At 47.6% G+C, this 19,226-nt stretch carries 21 protein-coding genes; 1 reads left to right on the forward strand and 20 read right to left on the reverse strand.

The features are described 5' to 3' along the window. Nucleotides 1-45 precede the first annotated feature (45 nt). From Q9R36_RS04580 to Q9R36_RS04660, 17 genes are all read right to left on the reverse strand, one after another. The gene (locus Q9R36_RS04580) at nt 46-1,812 is read right to left on the reverse strand and encodes an acyl-CoA dehydrogenase family protein (RefSeq protein ID WP_311224591.1); all 1,767 of its coding nucleotides are present in this window, start codon (nt 1,810-1,812) and stop codon (nt 46-48) included. Nucleotides 1,813-1,848: 36 nt separating this feature from the next. Next, nucleotides 1,849-2,592 carry a 2-phosphosulfolactate phosphatase gene (locus Q9R36_RS04585; RefSeq protein ID WP_009794145.1) on the reverse strand — a complete coding sequence of 248 codons (744 nt, stop codon included), beginning with the start codon at nt 2,590-2,592 and terminating at the stop codon, nt 1,849-1,851. 36 nt (nt 2,593-2,628) lie between these two features. Next, a complete protein-coding gene (locus tag Q9R36_RS04590; RefSeq protein ID WP_311224592.1) occupies nt 2,629-3,696 on the reverse strand; it encodes a phosphotransferase family protein in 1,068 nt (355 codons plus the stop codon). Between the two features lie 17 nt (nt 3,697-3,713). Further along, nucleotides 3,714-4,130 (reverse strand): acyl-CoA thioesterase, encoded by a 417-nt coding sequence (locus Q9R36_RS04595; RefSeq protein WP_009794143.1) that lies wholly within the window; start codon nt 4,128-4,130, stop codon nt 3,714-3,716. A 13-nt stretch (nt 4,131-4,143) separates the two neighbouring features. Further along, a complete protein-coding gene (locus Q9R36_RS04600; RefSeq protein ID WP_094768225.1) occupies nt 4,144-4,923 on the reverse strand; it encodes an enoyl-CoA hydratase in 780 nt (259 codons plus the stop codon). Next, a complete protein-coding gene (locus tag Q9R36_RS04605) occupies nt 4,923-5,810 on the reverse strand; it encodes a 3-hydroxyacyl-CoA dehydrogenase family protein (RefSeq protein ID WP_311224593.1) in 888 nt (295 codons plus the stop codon). The genes Q9R36_RS04600 and Q9R36_RS04605 overlap by 1 nt, the downstream gene beginning before the upstream one ends. A 70-nt stretch (nt 5,811-5,880) precedes the next feature. Then, on the reverse strand, nt 5,881-6,444 hold the full coding sequence (locus Q9R36_RS04610; RefSeq protein WP_101550845.1) for a TetR/AcrR family transcriptional regulator: 564 nt from the start codon (nt 6,442-6,444) through the stop codon (nt 5,881-5,883). Between the two features lie 122 nt (nt 6,445-6,566). Beyond that, a complete protein-coding gene (locus Q9R36_RS04615) occupies nt 6,567-8,183 on the reverse strand; it encodes a long-chain-fatty-acid--CoA ligase (RefSeq protein WP_311224594.1) in 1,617 nt (538 codons plus the stop codon). A gap of 101 nt (nt 8,184-8,284) precedes the next feature. Then, nucleotides 8,285-9,058, reverse strand: coding sequence for an SDR family oxidoreductase (locus Q9R36_RS04620; RefSeq protein ID WP_009794138.1), 774 nt, complete (start codon nt 9,056-9,058; stop codon nt 8,285-8,287). Nucleotides 9,059-9,076: 18 nt separating this feature from the next. Beyond that, nucleotides 9,077-10,285 (reverse strand): acyl-CoA dehydrogenase family protein, encoded by a 1,209-nt coding sequence (locus tag Q9R36_RS04625; RefSeq protein WP_101550848.1) that lies wholly within the window; start codon nt 10,283-10,285, stop codon nt 9,077-9,079. 150 nt (nt 10,286-10,435) lie between these two features. Next, entirely contained in the window at nt 10,436-10,567 is a 132-nt protein-coding gene (locus Q9R36_RS04630; protein ID WP_009794135.1) for a YjcZ family sporulation protein, read from the reverse strand. 83 nt (nt 10,568-10,650) lie between these two features. Further along, nucleotides 10,651-11,373: a DUF421 domain-containing protein gene (locus Q9R36_RS04635; RefSeq protein ID WP_396137102.1), complete on the reverse strand. Its 723-nt coding sequence runs from the start codon at nt 11,371-11,373 to the stop codon at nt 10,651-10,653. A gap of 54 nt (nt 11,374-11,427) precedes the next feature. Continuing rightward, complete coding sequence (gene spoVAE / locus Q9R36_RS04640) at nt 11,428-11,784, reverse strand: stage V sporulation protein AE (protein ID WP_022543615.1); 357 nt, start codon at nt 11,782-11,784, stop codon at nt 11,428-11,430. Between the two features lie 34 nt (nt 11,785-11,818). After that, nucleotides 11,819-12,835, reverse strand: coding sequence for a stage V sporulation protein AD (spoVAD, locus tag Q9R36_RS04645; protein WP_311224596.1), 1,017 nt, complete (start codon nt 12,833-12,835; stop codon nt 11,819-11,821). Beyond that, complete coding sequence (spoVAC, locus tag Q9R36_RS04650; RefSeq protein WP_035402683.1) at nt 12,836-13,306, reverse strand: stage V sporulation protein AC; 471 nt, start codon at nt 13,304-13,306, stop codon at nt 12,836-12,838. Between the two features lie 12 nt (nt 13,307-13,318). After that, nucleotides 13,319-13,804, reverse strand: a complete 486-nt coding sequence (locus Q9R36_RS04655) for a YhcN/YlaJ family sporulation lipoprotein (protein ID WP_022543614.1) — start codon at nt 13,802-13,804, stop codon at nt 13,319-13,321. A gap of 394 nt (nt 13,805-14,198) precedes the next feature. Further along, entirely contained in the window at nt 14,199-14,534 is a 336-nt protein-coding gene (locus Q9R36_RS04660) for a DUF1360 domain-containing protein (protein WP_022543613.1), read from the reverse strand. A gap of 172 nt (nt 14,535-14,706) precedes the next feature. Between Q9R36_RS04660 and Q9R36_RS04665 the strand changes: the two genes are divergently transcribed. After that, a complete protein-coding gene (locus Q9R36_RS04665; RefSeq protein WP_009794127.1) occupies nt 14,707-15,204 on the forward strand; it encodes a CotY/CotZ family spore coat protein in 498 nt (165 codons plus the stop codon). A gap of 398 nt (nt 15,205-15,602) precedes the next feature. On the opposite strand, the gene Q9R36_RS04670 is transcribed toward Q9R36_RS04665, so the two are convergent. The 3 genes from Q9R36_RS04670 to Q9R36_RS04680 all read right to left on the reverse strand — a co-directional run bounded on the left by Q9R36_RS04670 (nt 15,603) and on the right by Q9R36_RS04680 (nt 19,210). Next, complete coding sequence (locus Q9R36_RS04670) at nt 15,603-16,151, reverse strand: spore coat CotO family protein (protein ID WP_311224597.1); 549 nt, start codon at nt 16,149-16,151, stop codon at nt 15,603-15,605. 289 nt (nt 16,152-16,440) lie between these two features. Then, nucleotides 16,441-17,214 (reverse strand): enoyl-ACP reductase FabI, encoded by a 774-nt coding sequence (gene fabI / locus Q9R36_RS04675; RefSeq protein ID WP_009794124.1) that lies wholly within the window; start codon nt 17,212-17,214, stop codon nt 16,441-16,443. 136 nt (nt 17,215-17,350) lie between these two features. Continuing rightward, entirely contained in the window at nt 17,351-19,210 is a 1,860-nt protein-coding gene (locus tag Q9R36_RS04680; RefSeq protein ID WP_148950154.1) for a monovalent cation:proton antiporter family protein, read from the reverse strand. Nucleotides 19,211-19,226 lie beyond the last annotated feature (16 nt).

Here is a 19,226-nt window from a genome sequence, read left to right on the forward strand (position 1 = left end):
CACAGCCGGTCCCCATTGCAAAGCTCCTCAAGTTTTCTGCTGCTTCTAGCATACATAGCGGGTTGCTTGATAAATTCTTTCAGCAATTCTCCGGTTCCGGCTGAAGCCTCCCCCATTCAGCTCTATTCTTCTGAATCCTTTTTCAACAGCGGAGGCCAGTTTTTTTACATCTTCCCGTAATGCCAGTTCCGAAGAAAGAGTCCTGAAGGCTTTCTCACATTCCCACAATGCCTCTTCCAGATAAGATCTGGCCAGGTCAATTTTTTGTAAGGATGCTTCTTCCCCGGCTTTATTGATGCTTTTATATGTCCTGTAGACTGCCGACTCGGCCGCATATAAGGATATCGCCATATCAGAAAGCTTCATCAGCGTTTCCTGTTCCTCCGAAATCTGCTGGCCGTGAACCTGCAGGGCCAGGCCTGCTGCAAGCAGAAACGCATGTCTCATCAGGGAGACTGCCTCCCGCTCCATAGCCAGGACTCCATTAAGAGATGCAGGCTGCAGGATGGCGGATGCCGCTTCTTCGGTCAGCTCCCTGAAATCCACTTCTCCCTTTGCAGCTTTCTTAAACAAGCCTGCCGGAATGAGCAGCCGGTTGATTTCATTTGTGCCTTCAAAGATCCGGTTAATTCTGGAGTCCCTGTATATTTGTTCGATGCCATATTCTTTTATGAATCCGGCGCCCCCATAAAGCTGCAATGTTTCGTCTGCTGCATAATCAAGGGTTTCCGATCCAAATACCTTACAGACAGCACATTCTGAGGCATACTCGCTCATCCTCTTCCCTGCAAGGCGGGAATCAGGGCTGTCCCATACATCGCCCAGCGCCTCTTCAAGCAGTCCTGCTGTCCTGTATTGCATAGATTCAGAGGCATAGATCCTCGCTGCCATTTTTCCCACTTTTTCTTTTGTCGCATGGAAGTCAGCGATCTTTCGTCCAAACTGCCCCCGCTCCTGTGTATATTGTGCTGCTTTCTTCAGACTGTATTTGGCAGCTCCCATGCAGGCCGACCCTAGATTGAAGCGGCCCAAATTGAGGACGTTCAGGGCGATTACATGGCCTTTCCCCTGCTCCCCGAGCATATTTTCAGCAGGCACCTCGCAATCTTCCAAGATGACAGACCTGGTTGATGAACCTTTGATGCCCATTTTGTTTTCTTCAGGCCCCAGAACCAGGCCCGGAAAATCCTTTTCTAAGATAAAGGCAGTAAAATCCTTTCCATCAACCTTTGCATAAACGATGAAGGTATCTGAAAAAGCCGCATTAGTGATATAAAGCTTCGTCCCGTTCAGAATATAATGCGTCCCCGCTTCATTGAGGCGCGCCACAGTCTGGGAGGAAAGGGCGTCAGATCCTGCATTCGGCTCTGTCAGGCAATAGGCGCCGATATATTCTCCGGACGCCATCTTAGGCAGATATTTATTTTTTTGCTCTTCGGTTCCAAAATAGGTGATCGGCAGGGTGGCAATGCAAGTATGGTTGGAATGGGCCACACCATAGCCGCTTGAGGCTCCGATATTTTCACCTACAATACCTTTAGTGATCTTATCCAATCCAAGCCCGCCGTACTGTTCAGGAATGCTGTGTGCCAGCAGTCCGAGATCCCCGGCTTTCTTCAGCAGCTCCTTCACCAGCCCGAAATCCTGGCTCTCGATTTCTTCCTTTAAAGGGGCCACTTCCTGCTCAATGAACTGCCTTGCTGAAGTGCCGATCATTTTGTGTTCTTCAGTAAAATCTTCTGGTGTAAACAATTGGCCTTCATCTATCTCCGATAACAGAAACCCGGAGCCCATGCTCTTTGTTTTTGCCATGCTGCTCACTCCTCCTTTTTTTTAAAAAATGCCTTCCTATTTGCACGCCTTTGCTGCCGAGATGAGTCCATTCTTATAAACTGGGACAATATGAATACTGTCTAAGCCGGCTGCAAAGGTAAGTTCATCACTGAGGCCATGGCGGGCCAGAAGGCCGCCGACATATGAATTTCCCAAGACTTCCTCGGCATTGTCCCGCTTTGTCTGAAAGAAGAGCAATGCCGCCAGAGCTGCATCCGTCAGCTCATAAGACTTCCTGCCTGTTTTTTGGAGGCAGTCAATCAAATGTCCTGCTCCATAGAAATCCTCAAGGCTGAATTCCCCTGAATTTCCTGCACAGATGATGACAATGGTGGGATCCCCATCTTCTTCACTGATCGCTTCCGCCACTGCAAAGTTATTTAATAGAGACGAAGCATATACCTTTTTTGCTGCATCTGCCTTTGCAAGGGCAACTGTCCCGTTGGTAGTTGCAAGGATCAGCGTCTTTCCGCTCACCTGCCGCCTAAGAACCTTCGGACTTGGATAAACAAAGCCTGCGACAGGTTGTGCGTCAGATTCCCCGGCAAGAAGCATCCCGCCGGAATCATCCTCGTCAAATCGGACTTTCGCTATTTCACAGCTTTCTGCCGGGATGACATGGGCTGCTCCGTCCTTTAATGCCGAAGTGATGCTTGTGGTTGCAAGCAGGATATCCAGCACAACAGCTATTTTGCTGCCTTCCCGCAGTTTCTGTTCATTGATTTCTTCTTTTTTCAGCAGCAGATGAATCTTGCCCATAGATGCCTCCCGGTAAAATACTGACTTGCATTTCTGTTATGCCTTTTCATAGGCAATACTTGAGCTGTGCTGGATAAGGCTTCTGACAAACCTGTCAAACTGGGAAAATCGCTTATCGGCTGTCTGCCCTTTTTTATAGCGGTAATAGATTTGCTGGCAGATGACAGCAAGCTTAAAGTAAGCGAAGGTCAGGTAGAAGTTCATGCCGCTTATATCCCTTCCGCTTCGCTTTGCATACGCTTCCATAAATTCCTTCCTGGAATAAAAGCCCTTCAAGGCAGTTACTGGCGGTTTGCCCAGGCCATATTTCAGCAGATCTGGGTCGTCCTCCTGAATCCAATAGCTCATGGCAGCCCCCAGGTCCGCAAGCGGGTCCCCAACCGTAGACATTTCCCAGTCGAACAGTCCTGTCATAGCTTCCAGTTTATGATCAAACATGCTGTTGTTCAGCTTATAGTCATAATGGATGATGCTATGGCCGCTCTCGGAAGGGATGTTTGCCGACAGCCATTTGATGAGCGCCGCTGCCTCTTTAATTTCCTCGGTCTTCGCTTTCTCGAAACGGCTGATCCATCCGTGGACCTGTCTCTCCATGAACCCTTCAGGACGGCAGATTTTTTCAAGGCCTGTATCCCGGTAAGGAAGAGAATGCAGCTCGGACAGCTTTTCGACCATGGTTTTTGACAGATGCTGGCAAAGCTCCACGGAAGGGGTGATATGCCCGGGAAACTCTGTATCCAATACAATCCCATTCTTTCTTTCCATCAGGAAGAATGGACTTCCGATGATGCTGTCGTCCCCCGTATAGATGAGTGGCTTGGGTGCTGGAGAGAACATGCTGTTCAATTCCTTCAGTATGATGAATTCACGTTCCATATCATGGGCTTTGGCAGCCACAGGGCCAAGGGGCGGACGTCTCAGGACTGCTTCCCAATCCCCCGACCTCAGCTGGTAGGTTAAATTGGAATGGCCGGCTGAAAATTGATGGACTTCAAGAGGCCCGCCCGGGAATAAGTCCACATTGCTCTCCAGGAATCTGACAAGGCTGTCCAAATCCAGCTCTTCTCCTTTTCTTACCATTATTGTGTCTTTGCCGGCAGGCATGTACAGCGCCTCCTTTTTTAAATTTTCAAATTATTCTTCTCGTGTAAATATCCTTTGAGCCCTTCCCTCAGGTCCTCCGGCAAGGAGCTGCTCTGCTGTGCTTCAAAGTCAAAATATACGATGACAGCATTTCCTTTGGCTATAGGCTCTTTTGTTTTCGCACAAAGGATTTCATGCTCCAGCTGAAAGCTCTTATTCCCTATTTTAGAAACATAAGTTGTGATGGCCAGTTTTTGATTGAAATAGCCCTGATTCAGAAAATCGCATTTAGTGGAAGCAAGGATGAAGCTCCACTTCCTGGTATCCATGCTGTAGCCAAGCGATTCGAAGAACTCTATCCTGGCTTCCTCCAAGTAAACGAAGTAACTTGTGTTATTCACATGGCCAAGGGCATCAGTTTCACAAAAACGGACTTTGACCTGCGTTTCCTGCATGGGGCATCCTCCCTTAGCGGTGCTTGAACTCCGCTTTTCTTTTTTCGATGAAAGCCTTGACTCCTTCTTTTATATCCTCCGTGCGGAACACCTCTTCAAACAGGCGGGCTTCAAGCTTTACGCCTTCTTCTAAAGTCCTGTCGAGACCTCCATCCACTGCCTGCTTGATTCTGGAAAGCGCCTGCAGTGAATGGCCGGCTATCTTGGCTGCAAGCTCTCTTGCACTTTGCATGCCCTCCCCCGAAGCTGCGACCTTATTGACAAGGCCGATCCTTGCAGCCTCTTCCGCTGAAACAGGCTCACCAGTATACATCAGTTCTTTGGCCTTTGCTTCACCAATCAGCCGGGGCAGCCTCTGGGTTCCTCCGCCGCCGGGAAAAAGGCCCAGCTTTATTTCCGGAAGGCCGATTTGAGCATGCTCCTCCGCGATCCTGATATCACATGCAAGGGCTAGCTCGCATCCTCCGCCGAACGTAAGGCCATTCAGGACAGCGATGACAGGCTTCGGGAATTGATCTATGCTGTTCAGCACTTCATGCGTAGACATTACCTCATCAATCATGCGGGGATTGCTCATCATCTCCGGAAATTCTTTAATGTCAGCACCTGCAACAAATGCTTTGTCTCCAGATCCAGTGAGAAGGACAGCCACCACCCCGTCATTGGTTCTAAGAGATTCAAAGGCTTCGCCCAGCTCCTGAAATACCTTTTTGCTCAGCACATTAAGCGGCGGATTCATGATTGTCAGTACAGCAGTTTTATTTTCAAAATGAATATGCACATAATTTCCCATCAGCGCACCGCTCCCTCTTTCCCATACTCATACCAGCCTTTTCCTGTCTTTCTGCCCAGGTGGCCTTCCTTTACTTTTGCTTCAATACAGGCAGCAGGCTTATCCAGCGGATCACCCGTTTCTGCATACCGCTGCTCCATCACATAATAGCCGACATCAATTCCTGACAAGTCCATCAGCTCAAAGGGGCCGATCGGATGGTTAAGCGCCTTTCTGCAGATGATGTCAATATCCTTGTAGTCTGCAATGCCCTGTTCATATAATTGGACCGCTTCACGCTGCAGGGCCCCAAGAATACGGTTGGCGACAAACCCGGAAATCTCTTTTTTCAGGAGGACAGCAGTACGGTTGATGGCGTTGCAGACTTCCATCGCTGTCTCAGCCGTTTCTTCAGAAGTCCGGCTGCTCATGACAACCTCTACGCAATCCATAACCAGCGGCGGAAAGAAGAAATGCATATTGACTGTCTTTTCCGGCCTGTCTGCCGCATTGGCCAGCAGGCTGTTGACAATGGTTGAGCTGTTCGTCGCAAATATGGCATGCGGCGGCGCCATTTCCTCAAGCATTGAAAATACTTCTCTCTTGACCTCGAGCTTTTCAACGACCGCCTCAATGATAAAATCGGCAGACTTTACAGCTTCCCCAAAATCAGATGTGCAGCGGAGCCTGCTGAATGCAGCCTCTATCTGTTCTGATGGCAGTTTCCCTTTGGCTGCCCATTTATCCATAATTCCGCGGAGCTTTTCCTGAGCCTGATCCAATGCTTTTTCCTGCATGTCATGCAGGGTGGTTTCAAATCCTCCCAATGCACAGAGCATGGCGATTTGGTGGCCCATCTGTCCTGCACCAACCACGGTAATATTTTTCACTGTCAAAGCCATCAGCATTTCCCCCTTTTAATATCACTATCAGGTATACTATCCAGCTAGCAGGAAAGAGTCAGTTTCCTTTCCTGATTTAATTGGTGATTCCGTTCAAAACCATATCCGTGAATATGCGCGCCACTTCATAATCCGGGACGCTTCCGTTCGGGCTGAACCACTGGTAGCTCCAGTTAGCGGCACCCAGAATGCCGAATGTAATGATTGAGGCATTAAGATCCTCCCTGAACTCCCCGTTCCTGATGCCTTCTGCTATCAGCGCTTCAATATTGGTCCTGAACCGGTCCCTCTTCGGGATAATCTGGCCCAGCCTCTCTTCACTCAGATTCCTGATTTCCCTGAAAAACACTTTGGCGCTTGCCCCCTGATTTTCGATGCTTCCGATCAGCATGGCGACAACATCATACAATTTACCTTTACAATCGGCATTGCTGTTTTTGAGGATTTTTTCCTGCTGTGACAGAAGATCATCTATATAACGGAGGTGTATATCCATCAGCAGTTCTTCCTTGCTTGAAAAATAATAATAGAAGGTTCCTTTGGTCACTCCGATTGAATCGACTATATCCTGGATTGATGTCTCGCTGAACCCTTTTTTGTCAAATAAGCGGATGCTTTGTTCTGTTATTTTTTCCTTCATAATGATGTCCTCTCAATCTTTGAATATCGCCAGGAATTATACCATGAATTGGATGTCTCTTTCTAAGAATGCCCATCGGAAAGCCTTTTTTCAGCATAGGAGTGCCATGTAAACAACCTGTCTTAACGCCGGCCTGTTCCCGCTTCCTCCCGCAATGCTCTGCGGAGTATTTTTCCAACACTTGTTTTCGGGAGTGCATCCCTGAATTCAATGATGCCCGGCACCTTATACGCAGCCATATTGGCGCGGCAAAATTCCATGATTTCCGTTTCGTCCGCCAGTTTGCCCGATTTTAGGACGATGACTGCTTTCACATCTTCTCCCCTGTACGCGTCAGGAACGCCGATCACCACCGCCTCCTGGACGGCAGGGTGCTCATAGAGCACTTCTTCTATATCGCGCGGATAGATGTTATAGCCGCTCGCGATGATCATATCTTTTTTCCTGTCGACGATGTATAGGTATCCTTCTTCATCAACCCTTGCAATGTCCCCTGTATAAAGCCAGCCGTCCCGCAGCGCATGTGCCGTCTCCTCAGGCATATTCCAATAGCCCTTCATCACCTGCGGCCCCTTTATGATCACTTCTCCAAGCTCACCGGCAGGGACTTCCTGGCTTCCTGATGCCAAATCCACTATTTTATAGTCAGTTGAAGGAAAACCGATCCCTACACTCCCCGCTTTGCGGGCTGCAAATACCGGGTTGCAGTGTGTGGTAGGAGAGGCTTCAGAAAGCCCGTAGCCCTCCAGGATGACAGCACCCGTCTTTCTTTCAAACTCCTTCAGCACCTCGACAGGCATCGGGGCGCTGCCGCTGTTGCAGACCTCAATGCTGTCGATGCCGTATTCCTCTGCCCTGGGGTGATTTGTAATAGCTCCGTACATCGTCGGAACACCCGGGAAGACTGTCGGCTGCTCATTTTTTATCGTTTCCAGCACCTCATCGAGTTCGAACCTTGGCAGCATGATGGATTCTGAAGCAGTATAAATCGAAAGATTCATGCAGGAGGTCATGCCAAACACGTGGAACAGCGGGATGACAGTCAGATAGCGTTCTTCACCGATATCAATAGTCTGCTTGAAAAACTCGTAAGACTGCACCACATTGGCGATAATATTTCTGTGGGTCAGCATGGCTCCTTTGGAACGTCCAGTCGTCCCCCCTGTATACTGAAGTACGGCTGTATCATGCTCCGGCTCCATCATAACCGGTGCAAAGTTTCCATTGCCCCGCTGCAGGAAGCTCTCAAAGGTGCTGTCTTCGCCAAAATCCACGGCGGACGGCTGGAGGCTTACTGCTATGATTTCTTTAAGTGGCGTATTGCTGCGTACACTGCTGACCTTCGGATAAAATGCATCAAGGGCAATCATTCTTTCTGCACCCGAATCATTTAAAATATATTCGATTTCCCTTTCCACACTCATCGGGTTCACTTGGGTGACGATCCCGCCGGCGGCAAGGATGCCGTAATAGGAGATGACATATTGCGGACAGTTCGGGAGCATGACAGCGACCCTTCCTCCTTTCTCAAAACCGCCCGCCTGCAGGGAAGCCGCGAACAGTCTGACATGCTGCCGAAGTTCCCGGTAGGTGATCTTCTTTCCGTAAAAAGATAATGCGATATGCTCCGGATATTGTTCTGCCGTATCATCAAGCATTGTCGGGAGGGTTATGTCAGGAACCTCCACTTCTCTTGAAGCTGAATCGGGATAATGGGCAAGCCAGTTCTTTGTGCTCATCTTTATACCTCCTGTATTAAAAGCGTAGTTTAATAGCGAAATACCAAAGAGTAATGAAAAGGCTTACAATGTTTTTCACAGTCAGCAGACACGTCTATCTGCTACATGGCGTGAGTGCCTCCATCTACCACCAGGACATTGCCTGTTACAAAGCTTGATGCTTCCGATGCAAGGAAAAGTGCTGCCCCCTTCAGATCCTGGTCAGTACCGAAGCGCTTGAGGGGTGTTGCATCAAGGATAGGATCTTTTCCATGTTCAATAATGGCCTGTGACATTTTTGTAGGAAAAAAACCAGGGGCAATGCTGTTTACATTAATATTGTATTTTCCCCATTTAACTGCCAAATCTTTTGTCATGGTAATGACTGCACCTTTGCTCGTGTTATAGCCCAGCGTATCCATGACACGCGGGTCTGTCCCTCCCAGGCCTGCAACTGAAGCAATATTGATGATTTTGCCGCTCTTCTGCTCTATCATCACCCTCCCTGCCGCCTGGCTCATCAGGAAGGTCCCGGTTACATTGACATCGATCACTTTCTTCCATGCTTCCAGAGGCATTTCTGCAGCAGGCGCCCCCCAGGTTGCACCAGAATTATTGACAAGGATATCAATCGTGCCAAACTCCTCCACTGTTCTGTCCACTATCTGCTGAACCTCGTCCGGATTGGAGATATCACACTGCAGCGCCAGGGTTCTAACACCAAGGCTTTCGAGATGGGCAGCGGTTTCCCTGCAGGCCTCAAGCTTACGCGAACAGATGACGATATTGGCGCCTGCTTCTGCCAGCCCTTCAGCAATCTGGGCCCCAAGGCCTCTTCCCCCGCCTGTGACAATCGCCGTTTTCCCTTTAAGATCAAAAAGTCCCATCACATTCATATAAAAACCTCCATTTAGTTATTGATGCTTCCGCAATTCCAATTTTGCGATCTGTGCCCTGTGCACTTCATCAGGACCGTCAGCCAGCCTCAATGTCCTGGCATTTGCCCACTGTGCAGCCAGCGGGTAATCATCGGAAACGCCCGCTCCTCCCATAGCCTGGATGCTTCTGTCCAAAACCCGGAGTGCCATAGAGGGAGCAGTGACTTTTATCATGGCAATTTCTGCTTTTGCTTCTTTGTTACCGACTGTATCCATCATATAAGCAGCTTTAAGCGTCAGCAGCCTGGCCTGCTCAATCTCAATCCGGGAGTCTGCAATCCATTCGCCTATCACTCCCTGGCTTGACAGCGGCTTTCCGAATGCAGTCCTTGTCTGGACCCTCCTGCACATAATTTCAAGTGCTCGCTCAGCCGCCCCGATCAGCCTCATGCAATGATGGATCCTTCCCGGGCCGAGTCTGCCCTGGGCAATCGCAAAACCTTTCCCTTCCCCCCAGATGATATTTTCCTTTGGGACTCTGACGTTTTTGTATGTAATCTCTGCATGCCCGTGCGGTGCATGGTCATAGCCGAATACAGGGAGCATGCGTTCAATCGAGACTCCCGGTGCATCAAGGGGCACAAGTATCATAGACTGCTGCTCATGCCGTGCTGCCCTTTTATCTGTCTTTCCCATCACAATAGCCACACGGCACCTTGGATCTCCTGCACCGGAAGACCACCACTTTCTGCCGTTTATGACATATCCATCTCCATCCCGCTCGATGCTTGCCTCAATATTTGTTGCATCCGATGAAGCAGTCCCGGGTTCGGTCATGGAAAAGCAAGACCTGATCTCGCCTGCCAAAAGAGGATCAAGCCACCGTTTTTTTTGTTCATCGCTCCCATATCGGACCAGCACCTCCATATTCCCTGTATCAGGGGCGCTGCAGTTAAAAACCTCCGGACCAATCAGGGATCTGCCCATGATTTCACACAGCGGGGCATATTCCAGATTTGACAGGCCAGCTCCATATTCACTGTCAGGCAGGAACAGATTCCACAGACCCTCCGCCTTCGCCTTCTCCTTCAGCTCTTCCATAATTTGCGGAACCCCGCTCCAGCGGGAATCCTGCTCATTAAGCTGCTTTTCATACAAATGTTCAGCAGGATATACATGCCTTTCCATGAATTCTGTCAGCTTATCCTGCAAATCCTTCACTCTGCCTGAATAAGAAAAATCCATTCTTAAAAAGCTCCTTCCTTAACTTACTAACCGGTCGGTATGTAAAATAGTATACTCTTTTCAGAAAATTATTCAACTATTGTTCTAAAAATTCTGTCTTTATAGATACAAAAAAAAGAACTGCCCTTAGGCAGCTCTTCTTCCTCACTTTTAGTTATAGAAGCTAGCTCCAACAACAATCAACAAAATGAACAATACAACGATTAGTACGAAAGTTGATCCTCCGTAATAGCCGCCGCCACCGCCGCCGCCGTAGCCGCATCCGCCATATCCGTAGCCCATCAAAGTCACCTCACTTTGTCTTTACTCACTTATAACATATGAGAATTGACAAAAGTTGTGTGGGCAAGCTCCCAGTATTGCTCTCAATTTTCTTTTTGGACTTTCAAAACTGGCTGAATCTGTTTGCGGAAAGTTTCAATCTCTGCAGAAAACTGTCTGCAGGCTTCAGAGAATTGGGGTGCTTCTGCAGACAACTGCTCAAACTGTTCCTGCCACTTTGCCATGCAAGCCAGTATGTTTGCAGCAGACAGTTCCTGTCCGGCATTACCAGTTGCCTTCGGCTCATCCACAGCGGGCCGAAAGCATTCCAAATCTTCATAGACGACAGGCTGTTTGACTTTTTTTAAAAGAACACTGATCTGCCCATTTGTTTCAAGCTGGGCAAACTCGACATCTTCAGGCTCGAAAATACTTTTCAGCCTCAGCTGCTCCAGAAGTTCATCCATCGTATACTTTTCCTTTTTCACCTTTTCCTTCAGCAATCTGCCATTTTCAATGAATACGGTTGCTTTTCCTTCCACAGCAGCCCGGAATATAGGAAAACGCAGGGATAAAAGGGATACAATCAAGGGGGTTGCGGACCAAATCAGGAGCGCCGGGAGGCTGGATGCCAGGCGGAGCCTTGGATCCATCGAGATGCTCCCAGCAATATCGCCGATTGTTATGCCCACAATATACTCATAAAAAGATAAAGAAGAGAGCTGTTTTTTTCCGAGCACTTTAGTGATAAAAAATAGCGCGATGATGATTAAAACGATCTTATGATTGCTGCTCCAAAGTCCGGCACCATGCCAGCCTCCTCTTATTAACCCTAATGGTGATCCATAGCACCATGCTATCCAATATCCCCGAATTCCGGCTTATCCTTTAGGCTTAAACAGCAAAGCGCCGATAAACCCAAATACAATAGCAGCAGATATACCAGAGCTTGTCACTTCAAACATTCCCGTCAGGACACCCACAAGGCCGTGCTGCTCTGCTTCCTGAAGGGCGCCGTGGACCAGTGAGTTGCCAAAGCTGGTAATAGGAATGGTTGCGCCTGCACCGGCAAAATCAGCAAAAGGCTCATAAAGCCCAAGCCCGTCCAATACCGCGCCAATAACGACAAACAAACTTAATGTATGGCCCGGAGTCAGCTTGCCTATATCCAGGAAAAGCTGTCCGATCACACAAATGACCCCTCCTACAACAAAAGCCCAAAAAAACATTGCTAGCATCCACAAATCTCCTTTCTGAACTCTGGTTCCTTATTTACTGAGTCATTTCAATCGCTACGGCATGGGCAATGCAGGGAATGCTTTCCTTCTGCTGGAAGGTCAGCGGGGACAAGAGAGCGCCTGTTGCCACCACAAGGATCCTTTTCAATTCCCCCTGCTTCATCCTGTTCAGCAGATGACCGTAAAGCACGGAAGCTGAACAGCCCGCCCCGCTTCCTCCTGACTGTACTGGCTGATCATCTTTGTAGATTAAAAGGCCGCAGTCCGCAAACCTGTTCTCATCAATGTTAAGCCCGTCATTCTGCAATAGCTCAAGGACTGTCTCCCTCCCAATCTTTCCAAGATCTCCTGTGACGATCAAGTCGTAATAGGAAGGATCAATTTCCATATCCCTGAAGTGGGCTGAAATCGTGTCAGCAGCTGCAGGTGCCATGGCCCCTCCCATATTAAAAGGATCGGACAGTCCCATATCGATGACCTTTCCAATTGTGGCAGAAACAGCAGCCGGCATATCTTTTTGCCCTGTATTTTCGCCCACAAGAGCAGCGCCACCGCCCGTCACGGTCCATTGGGCAGTAGGAGGCTTCTGCCCCCCATATTCGGTTGGATAGCGGAACTGCTTTTCTACGGCAGAGTTATGGCTTGAAGCGCCGGTAATGATCTTCTTTGCTCCTCCGTAATTGATGATAAAAGCAGATAATGCCAGACCTTCCATTGAAGTCGAGCATGCTCCGAATACTCCAAAATACGGAAGCTGGATCGTTCTTGCTGCAAGGCTGCTGGGCGTAATCTGGTTAATCAGGTCCCCGGCAATAAAAAACTGTACATCATCTTTCTCTACAGCACCCTTTTGCATGGCTGTCTTTGCTGCCTCTTCCATCAGGACTCTGTGCGCCTTTTCGTAGGAGTCTTCCCCCATCCAGAGGTCATCGTGAAGGATATCAAAGTCCCTGGCAAGGTTGCCCTTTGCTTCAAAAGGCCCCCCAGAGACGCCAGTGGAAAGAATGACAGGCCGGTTCTGAAATATCCAGGATTGTTTACCTTTCAGCATTCACAGCACCCCCCACATGACTAATAGTGTTTTAACCAAAGCTACTACAAAAGCGGAAAAAACCCCAAATAAGATAACTGACCCGGCGAGCTTAAACATATTTCCTCCCACCCCAAGCACAAACCCTTCAGTCCGGTGCTCTATGGCAGCAGAAATAACTGCATTTCCAAAGCCTGTAACCGGTACAGCGGAACCTGCTCCGGCATATTGGCCGATATGGTCGTATACTCCAAAGCCTGTCAGCAGCATGGATATGAAAATCATAGTGGCGACTGTAGGGTTTCCTGCTGTCTGCTCTGTAAAATCAAAGAAATATATATAAAAATAAGTAATGGCCTGGCCAATCACACAGATTACCCCGCCCACCCAAAACGCCTTCAGGCAGTTCTTCAGGACCGGGCGCTTTGTTTCATGCTTTTGTTCAAGCTGTTCATATTTCTTCTGCTCGGGTGTCTTGCTCTTTGCCACTATTTTCGCCCCTTTCTATGTGAGCTCTTTTTTCATATTGATGATTTTTTCAAGCTTATCCTTGGCCTTTTTGCGCGGGAAAGCCGGGTCCTCCATCTGTTCCTTCAATTCCACAGCCTCAAGGAAGATTTTATAGTCGCTGGATACAATGAAGTCTTCTTTAGGAAACTTTTCTTCCAGTCGCTTATTGATCGTCTTTTCAATTTTTTTCATGCGGAAGCGCTTAAGATGCTTCACCTTATAGGCCACAAGAACTTCCTCTTCGCCTACAACCACCGCAACATCATAAACCTCTTCGATTGCTTCGATTTCCTTTTTAACCCTTGGCGCCAAATCCTTCCGCTCCTCTTTCTTTTCATCAAGAAGCAAAGGCTGCGGGTTCGTCGTTTTTATTAGTGCCAGACGGCTTTCCGCGGTCTTTTGCTCGTTGCTGCAGCCGCTCACATACAGAATGGCGGCCAGGATGACCATTGACCTTCTAAACATCTGTTTTCTGTTCATATACAATCCTTCCTATGTAAAGTGGATTTATTCGCTCTTATATTTTCCTCGCGGCAACAGCAATTTATGAATAAAACCAACTTGTAAAAAATGACAAATAAGAAAAACAAATGAGGCTGGACAGTAATCAAAGTTGAAAAAAAATTAAAAAGCCGCTAATGCGGCTTTTGAATAGGCACCTTATTGCCTTCTTATTCAGCTGTTCCCCTTCTTTTTGCCGCAATTGCAGCCCTTCTTCTTTTTTTTCTTTTTGACAGGCCGGGACACTGTCCCCTGAACCGGTTTATCAGCACTTAACATAAGGATGCCTCCATTATTTAAATTTCAGTACACAGTGCCAGTTTATGCATGCAAACCAGCGCCTGTGCCGGCACAGTGCCATAGTTCAAAGATATCAGATAAGCCGCTGAATGACCGATTCAATAACTGCAGCAGCACCGGCGATGGCAAGGATAAAGATGACAGGGGCCGCTGCCATGGGGAAATAAAGATAGGAGAGGTAAAGCAATGCAGAGGCCCATACGCCTGTGCACCAATAACAGCTGATAAGCTCGCCGATAAAGCCTCTGATCAATCCCGGCCTCGTCACATAATACATTTCTCCTTTTTCCACAACCTCTTCCAAAAAAATCTGCCTGAAGAATTCGGTAATCGAATCAAATACAATCAGCCTTGTCAGCCGGAAGGCGGCAAAGGCCAGCACAGTGAATTCCCATAGTGATATGAACATCATGTACCCCTCTTCTGAGTTTTTTCCTACAGCTGATGCAGTACTATACTTTATGCACAGCAGAAAAAAAACTGCCTAATTTTCAGAAACAAGGCGTTTGTCCGTAACCCATAAGCCCTTCCGGCAATATGTTATTAGTGTAGTATCACAAGAAATAAAGGAGGAAAAGATAATGGGTTGTGGAAAAAAAGACGATGTTTATGGCTCAAAAAGCTGTGTCTGCGAAGTGGTTCGTGCGATAAAAGATATTCAAGATAATGCCGAAGATGTATGCGAGTGCCCGACAAATTGTTTCCTGGAGCCGCTTGGGACACTGGTTTCTCCGTCAAAAAGGCAAAATGCCGATACACGCGTTTTTGTCCTGAAAACAGCTGACGGGTCACCATTCCATGCTTTCTTCAGAGGCAGCGACTGCTCTTGCGTATCTATCTTCTTCCGTGTAGAAGATGTTTTTGATAACTGCTGCGCAGTGCTCCGCGTCCTAGAACCGCAAAAAAGAACACATGATGGCTATGATACAGTAGATCTCACAGAAGACTGCTGCATCGACCTCAAAAAGGTCTGCCAGGTAGACCGCTTTGTCAAGACGAATGACTGCATCACAGTCGACCTGAAATGCTTCTGTGCTGTGCAGTGCATCGCCGATGTCAACCTAGACATCTGTGACTAGCACCTTGGCCATTCTGAATGGCCCATCTGAGTTAGAACCTTCTTTGCATAAGTCAGGCAAGTCAAACACTTGGCGTTCGCCGGCTTTGACCGGCGGACCGCTTTGTTTTTGTATTGAAATGCGGAGGCGGCTTGCCCATTAAGGAGCGCAGACTAAGAACGCCACGTCCTGTGGCAACGTCTGCATGACCCACATCCTGTGGGCCTCAAGCATAAGACGCGGTAGAATAAAAGGCGTTCTTTGCCTTTAATTCTACCGTGGCTTATGACTAGAGGATCCAGCCGCTGCAGCTGGACAAATTGAAATGCTGAAGGCGCTTGCTCAGCCCCGAAAATCATAATCATATGATTCCTATTCATTAAAAAGCCAGCCCGAAGGCTGGCTTTTTTGCGTGCTTATTACTTTGTGAAGCCAATCATCCTGATTTCTTTTATAGACTTTACAGAAATCGTTTCTAAGGATTGATCCATAAGTTTTATTTCTACCCTATCTTCTGAAGGCATGCTCTGCACAATCCCTCTGTATGTCTTTTCTTCCGTTAAAATCAGGCAGGGAACCGGCGGCAGCTGCTTGGGAAAATGGATCAGATAATCGAGCCTTTCTTCGACATTCATTTCTTTGAATGGCTTTACTCTCTGAAAAGAAAAGAACCCCTGCTTCCGTGATTCTTCTTCCTTCTTTTCAAGCTGAGCATCCTGATAATCTCTGATTGCAGACTGGACATCATCATTACTTTCAGGCAAATCAGCTTCATGACTGGCTGGACCGAAAATCGACTCTTCCCTTTGTACGGCCGGCTTGCTTTTTTTGTGATTATCGCTTGCCTGACGAGCAGCAGCCTGTTTTTTAGCATTTTTTGCAGAATAAACCTCCTGCATTTTGATTTCGGGCATTTTAAAGTGTGGCTGATGAATATAAAGCATAGGTTCTTTTGTTTTTTTCTCCACCCTGTGCACCTCCGCATTGTTTCTCCTTCATATATGTATGCAAAATGGGCAAATTCGTTTACAGGGCGACCAAGTATCTTAGACTCGCAGATATCGCGGCAGAGAAATAAAATCATCAGATGAGCAGCTTTACAAAGGATTAACACGGGGGGAATATATGGTTCACAATCATGTGCTATTGTTGGAATATACGGAACCTTAGTGCGGGATTGCTTCCTGCGCTTCAGGTTTTACCCCCCATTTACATATAGAAAAGGCAGGCCAAGGAAATGGCCTGCCAATTTTTTTATTAGCCCATGATATGGAAACCGGAGTCAACATGGATGTTTTCCCCAGTGATTCCTCTGGACATATCGCTGAATAAGAACACCGCAGTATCTCCGACTTCTTCTTGTGTGGTGATGCGGCGCAGAGGGGCCTTTTCTTCAATTTCCCTCAAGATTGAATTGAAGTCGCTGACACCTTTTGCAGACAAGGTACGGATCGGGCCAGCAGAAATAGAATTAACCCGTATACCTGATTTGCCAAGATCTGATGCAAGATATCTCACGCTTGCATCGAGCGACGCCTTGGCAACTCCCATAACATTGTAATTCTGCATAACACGCTCTCCGCCCAGATAGGTCAGTGTGACAATGCTTCCTCCATCGGTCATCAATTCTTTTGCTTCCTTTGCCACTGCTGTCAAAGAATAAGAGCTGATATTATGGGCAAGCAGGAATCCGTCCCTGGTCGTGTTCATGAAATCCCCCTGCAGCTCTTCTTTATTGGCAAAGGCGATGCAATGGGCGACGCCATGGATGGTTCCTGCCTGGGCTTTAATTTCTGCGAAGCATTTAGCAACTTCTTCGTCATTTGTCACATCACACGGGATGACAAGGCTATCTGCATTTTCCAGTGAGCCTGCCAGCTCTTTTACGCTCTTTTCAAGGCGTTCTCCTGCATATGTAAAAATCAGGCGCGCTCCTGCTTCATGCAACGAACGGGCAATTCCCCATGCTATGCTGCGTTTATTGGCCACTCCCATTACAACATATGTTTTTCCTGCTAAAGACAGAGTCATAGTCGGTGCCTCCTATATTAATACATGTTATTAGTACCTAGTACTAATATTACTACATAATCAGCTAAAAGGAAAGTGCTGTTAAAGAATATAAGAAAGCCGGCCATCTTAAACGGCCGGCTTTCTATGATGCTGATTAACACCATTCGCAGAACTCAAGCTCACGCTTCAATTCATCCACATACTCTTTAGAACCTGTAACGATCAGCCTGTCATTCATCTGAAGCTCAGTATCCCCATGCGGGACAATTGAATCCATTCCGCGGAAAATGCGGACAAAAATAACATCCCCGGTAAATGGAAATCTCCTTAAGGTCATGCCGTCAAACTGGCTGTTCAGCAGCTTGATCTCATACAGGGATGTTTCCTGATTGGTCAGGATATTCATCACGCTAGGAGATTCGATTAGAGCACGCAAAAGCGCCTTTGTCGATAAAAGCACTGAGAAGACTTCCACTTCCTGCTCACGAAGGGATTCTTCCAGGTCAGGGCTTTCGATGCGGCAGATGACCCGCTCTACTCCCCGTTCCTTGAAAGCGACGGATAATGTGGCATTAGCTTCTTCATCACCTGTAGAAATCACAACAATATCCGAATTGAAAACATCTGTACCCTCTAGGACACCCACTGTGAAATCATCAACCTCTTCTATCTCGAAAAGGGAATCGGCAATCTGCTTATCAGACTTCTCTTGCTTTTTATGGTACAGCTTTGGTTCATACAGCGAGGATTTCAGTTCACTGTAAACCGGAAGTGTAAGCTGGTTGGCGCCAATAAAGGCGACCTTGAGCATTTTTTCCTCTGCAGCTTCTTTCGGGAAAAGCTTTTTGAAGACAATCGGAGTCAGCACACAGGTAATGATTGCAACCAGGATCAGCGTTCCGCTCATCTCTGCTGTGATGATCTCCATCCTTTCTCCGATGGTTGCTGCCGCAATGACAAGAGACAGCGTGGATGTCAGCAGGAACCCTGATGCTATCACAGTTTTTGCGTCATACCATTTCTTGAGAATAAGAACTGGGACAAGCTTGGAAGCAAGCAGGGCAATCAGCAGAAGCGGAATAAGCATAAGCATCTTCTGATCGCTGAATAACGTCCACACATTAAGGTCAACACCGACCATTACAAAGAAAATAGGAATCAGGAAGCCATAGCCGAATGAATCCAGTTTATGAATCATTTCCTGATTTGGTGCAAGCAGGGACACAAGCACACCTGCCAGGAATGCACCGAGTATATTCTCCGCGCCAACCGTTTCAGAAAGGCCAACCAAGAGCAGAATGAGTGTAAAAACTGCTCTCGTGCCAATTTGAACTGTACCGGTTGACATCGCCTCAATGAAATTGCGTTTCTGGAACTTCTTTCCGACAAAAAACAGGATGACTCCGGCGCCGAATAATACGAGCAGAAGCCAGGTATTGCCTTCACCGCCATCATTAAGCGACACAAAGACAGCCAGGAGGATCATTGTCGCCAAGTCGGCAATGACTGCGATCAGCAGGATGATCTGCCCGATCCCCGTTTTCATCAGATGGGCTTCTTTCAATGTAGGCACTACCACCCCAAGGGATATGGTCGAAATGATCAGGGTCATCAGGAAAGCATTATCAATGAATCCTGCCAGGACAAACAAATAGGAAAGCAGCAGCGATACAGCGAAAATCCCGACAAACACAATGGACGCAACAAGAAACGTGTTTGGCTCAGGCTTTCCATTTGGCAGGACTGCTTTTTTCTTGCTCTTTTTGAAAGCCGAAAAGTCAATTTCAAGCCCGCTTAAAAACATCAGGAAAATAAAGCCGAGGGTCGAGAGGGTTTCCAGCCACATGTCTTCATGAACCAGGTCAAACCCGCTTTTTCCTATGATCAGGCCGACAATGATTTCCGCCACGACCACAGGGATAAAGTTTAACTTCAATCGATGCAGCACAATAGGTGTGATAAACGCTGCAAGAATGACTATAACAAGAGAAGCAACAGATGCTCCATGCTCCATATCTATTCCTCCTCCG

It is taken from the genome of Bacillus sp. AG4(2022), assembly GCF_031844465.1.
GTDB lineage: Bacteria > Bacillota > Bacilli > Bacillales > Cytobacillaceae > Bacillus_AB > Bacillus_AB infantis.

Bases quoted from the DNA above. Each gene is read 5' to 3' on its own strand.
- Q9R36_RS04580 (WP_311224591.1), bottom strand. From the start codon at position 1,812: ATGGCAAAAACAAAGAGCATGGGCTCCGGGTTTCTGTTATCGGAGATA.
- Q9R36_RS04585 (WP_009794145.1), bottom strand. From the start codon at position 2,592: ATGGGCAAGATTCATCTGCTGCTGAAAAAAGAAGAAATCAATGAACAG.
- Q9R36_RS04590 (WP_311224592.1), bottom strand. From the start codon at position 3,696: ATGCCTGCCGGCAAAGACACAATAATGGTAAGAAAAGGAGAAGAGCTG.
- Q9R36_RS04595 (WP_009794143.1), bottom strand. From the start codon at position 4,130: ATGCAGGAAACGCAGGTCAAAGTCCGTTTTTGTGAAACTGATGCCCTT.
- Q9R36_RS04600 (WP_094768225.1), bottom strand. From the start codon at position 4,923: ATGGGAAATTATGTGCATATTCATTTTGAAAATAAAACTGCTGTACTG.
- Q9R36_RS04605 (WP_311224593.1), bottom strand. From the start codon at position 5,810: ATGCTGATGGCTTTGACAGTGAAAAATATTACCGTGGTTGGTGCAGGA.
- Q9R36_RS04610 (WP_101550845.1), bottom strand. From the start codon at position 6,444: ATGAAGGAAAAAATAACAGAACAAAGCATCCGCTTATTTGACAAAAAA.
- Q9R36_RS04615 (WP_311224594.1), bottom strand. From the start codon at position 8,183: ATGAGCACAAAGAACTGGCTTGCCCATTATCCCGATTCAGCTTCAAGA.
- Q9R36_RS04620 (WP_009794138.1), bottom strand. From the start codon at position 9,058: ATGAATGTGATGGGACTTTTTGATCTTAAAGGGAAAACGGCGATTGTC.
- Q9R36_RS04625 (WP_101550848.1), bottom strand. From the start codon at position 10,285: ATGGATTTTTCTTATTCAGGCAGAGTGAAGGATTTGCAGGATAAGCTG.
- Q9R36_RS04630 (WP_009794135.1), bottom strand. From the start codon at position 10,567: ATGGGCTACGGATATGGCGGATGCGGCTACGGCGGCGGCGGTGGCGGC.
- spoVAE (WP_022543615.1), bottom strand. From the start codon at position 11,784: ATGCTAGCAATGTTTTTTTGGGCTTTTGTTGTAGGAGGGGTCATTTGT.
- spoVAD (WP_311224596.1), bottom strand. From the start codon at position 12,835: ATGCTGAAAGGTAAACAATCCTGGATATTTCAGAACCGGCCTGTCATT.
- Q9R36_RS04655 (WP_022543614.1), bottom strand. From the start codon at position 13,804: ATGAACAGAAAACAGATGTTTAGAAGGTCAATGGTCATCCTGGCCGCC.
- Q9R36_RS04660 (WP_022543613.1), bottom strand. From the start codon at position 14,534: ATGTTCATATCACTATGGGAATTCACTGTGCTGGCCTTTGCCGCCTTC.
- Q9R36_RS04665 (WP_009794127.1), top strand. From the start codon at position 14,707: ATGGGTTGTGGAAAAAAAGACGATGTTTATGGCTCAAAAAGCTGTGTC.
- fabI (WP_009794124.1), bottom strand. From the start codon at position 17,214: ATGACTCTGTCTTTAGCAGGAAAAACATATGTTGTAATGGGAGTGGCC.
- Q9R36_RS04680 (WP_148950154.1), bottom strand. From the start codon at position 19,210: ATGGAGCATGGAGCATCTGTTGCTTCTCTTGTTATAGTCATTCTTGCA.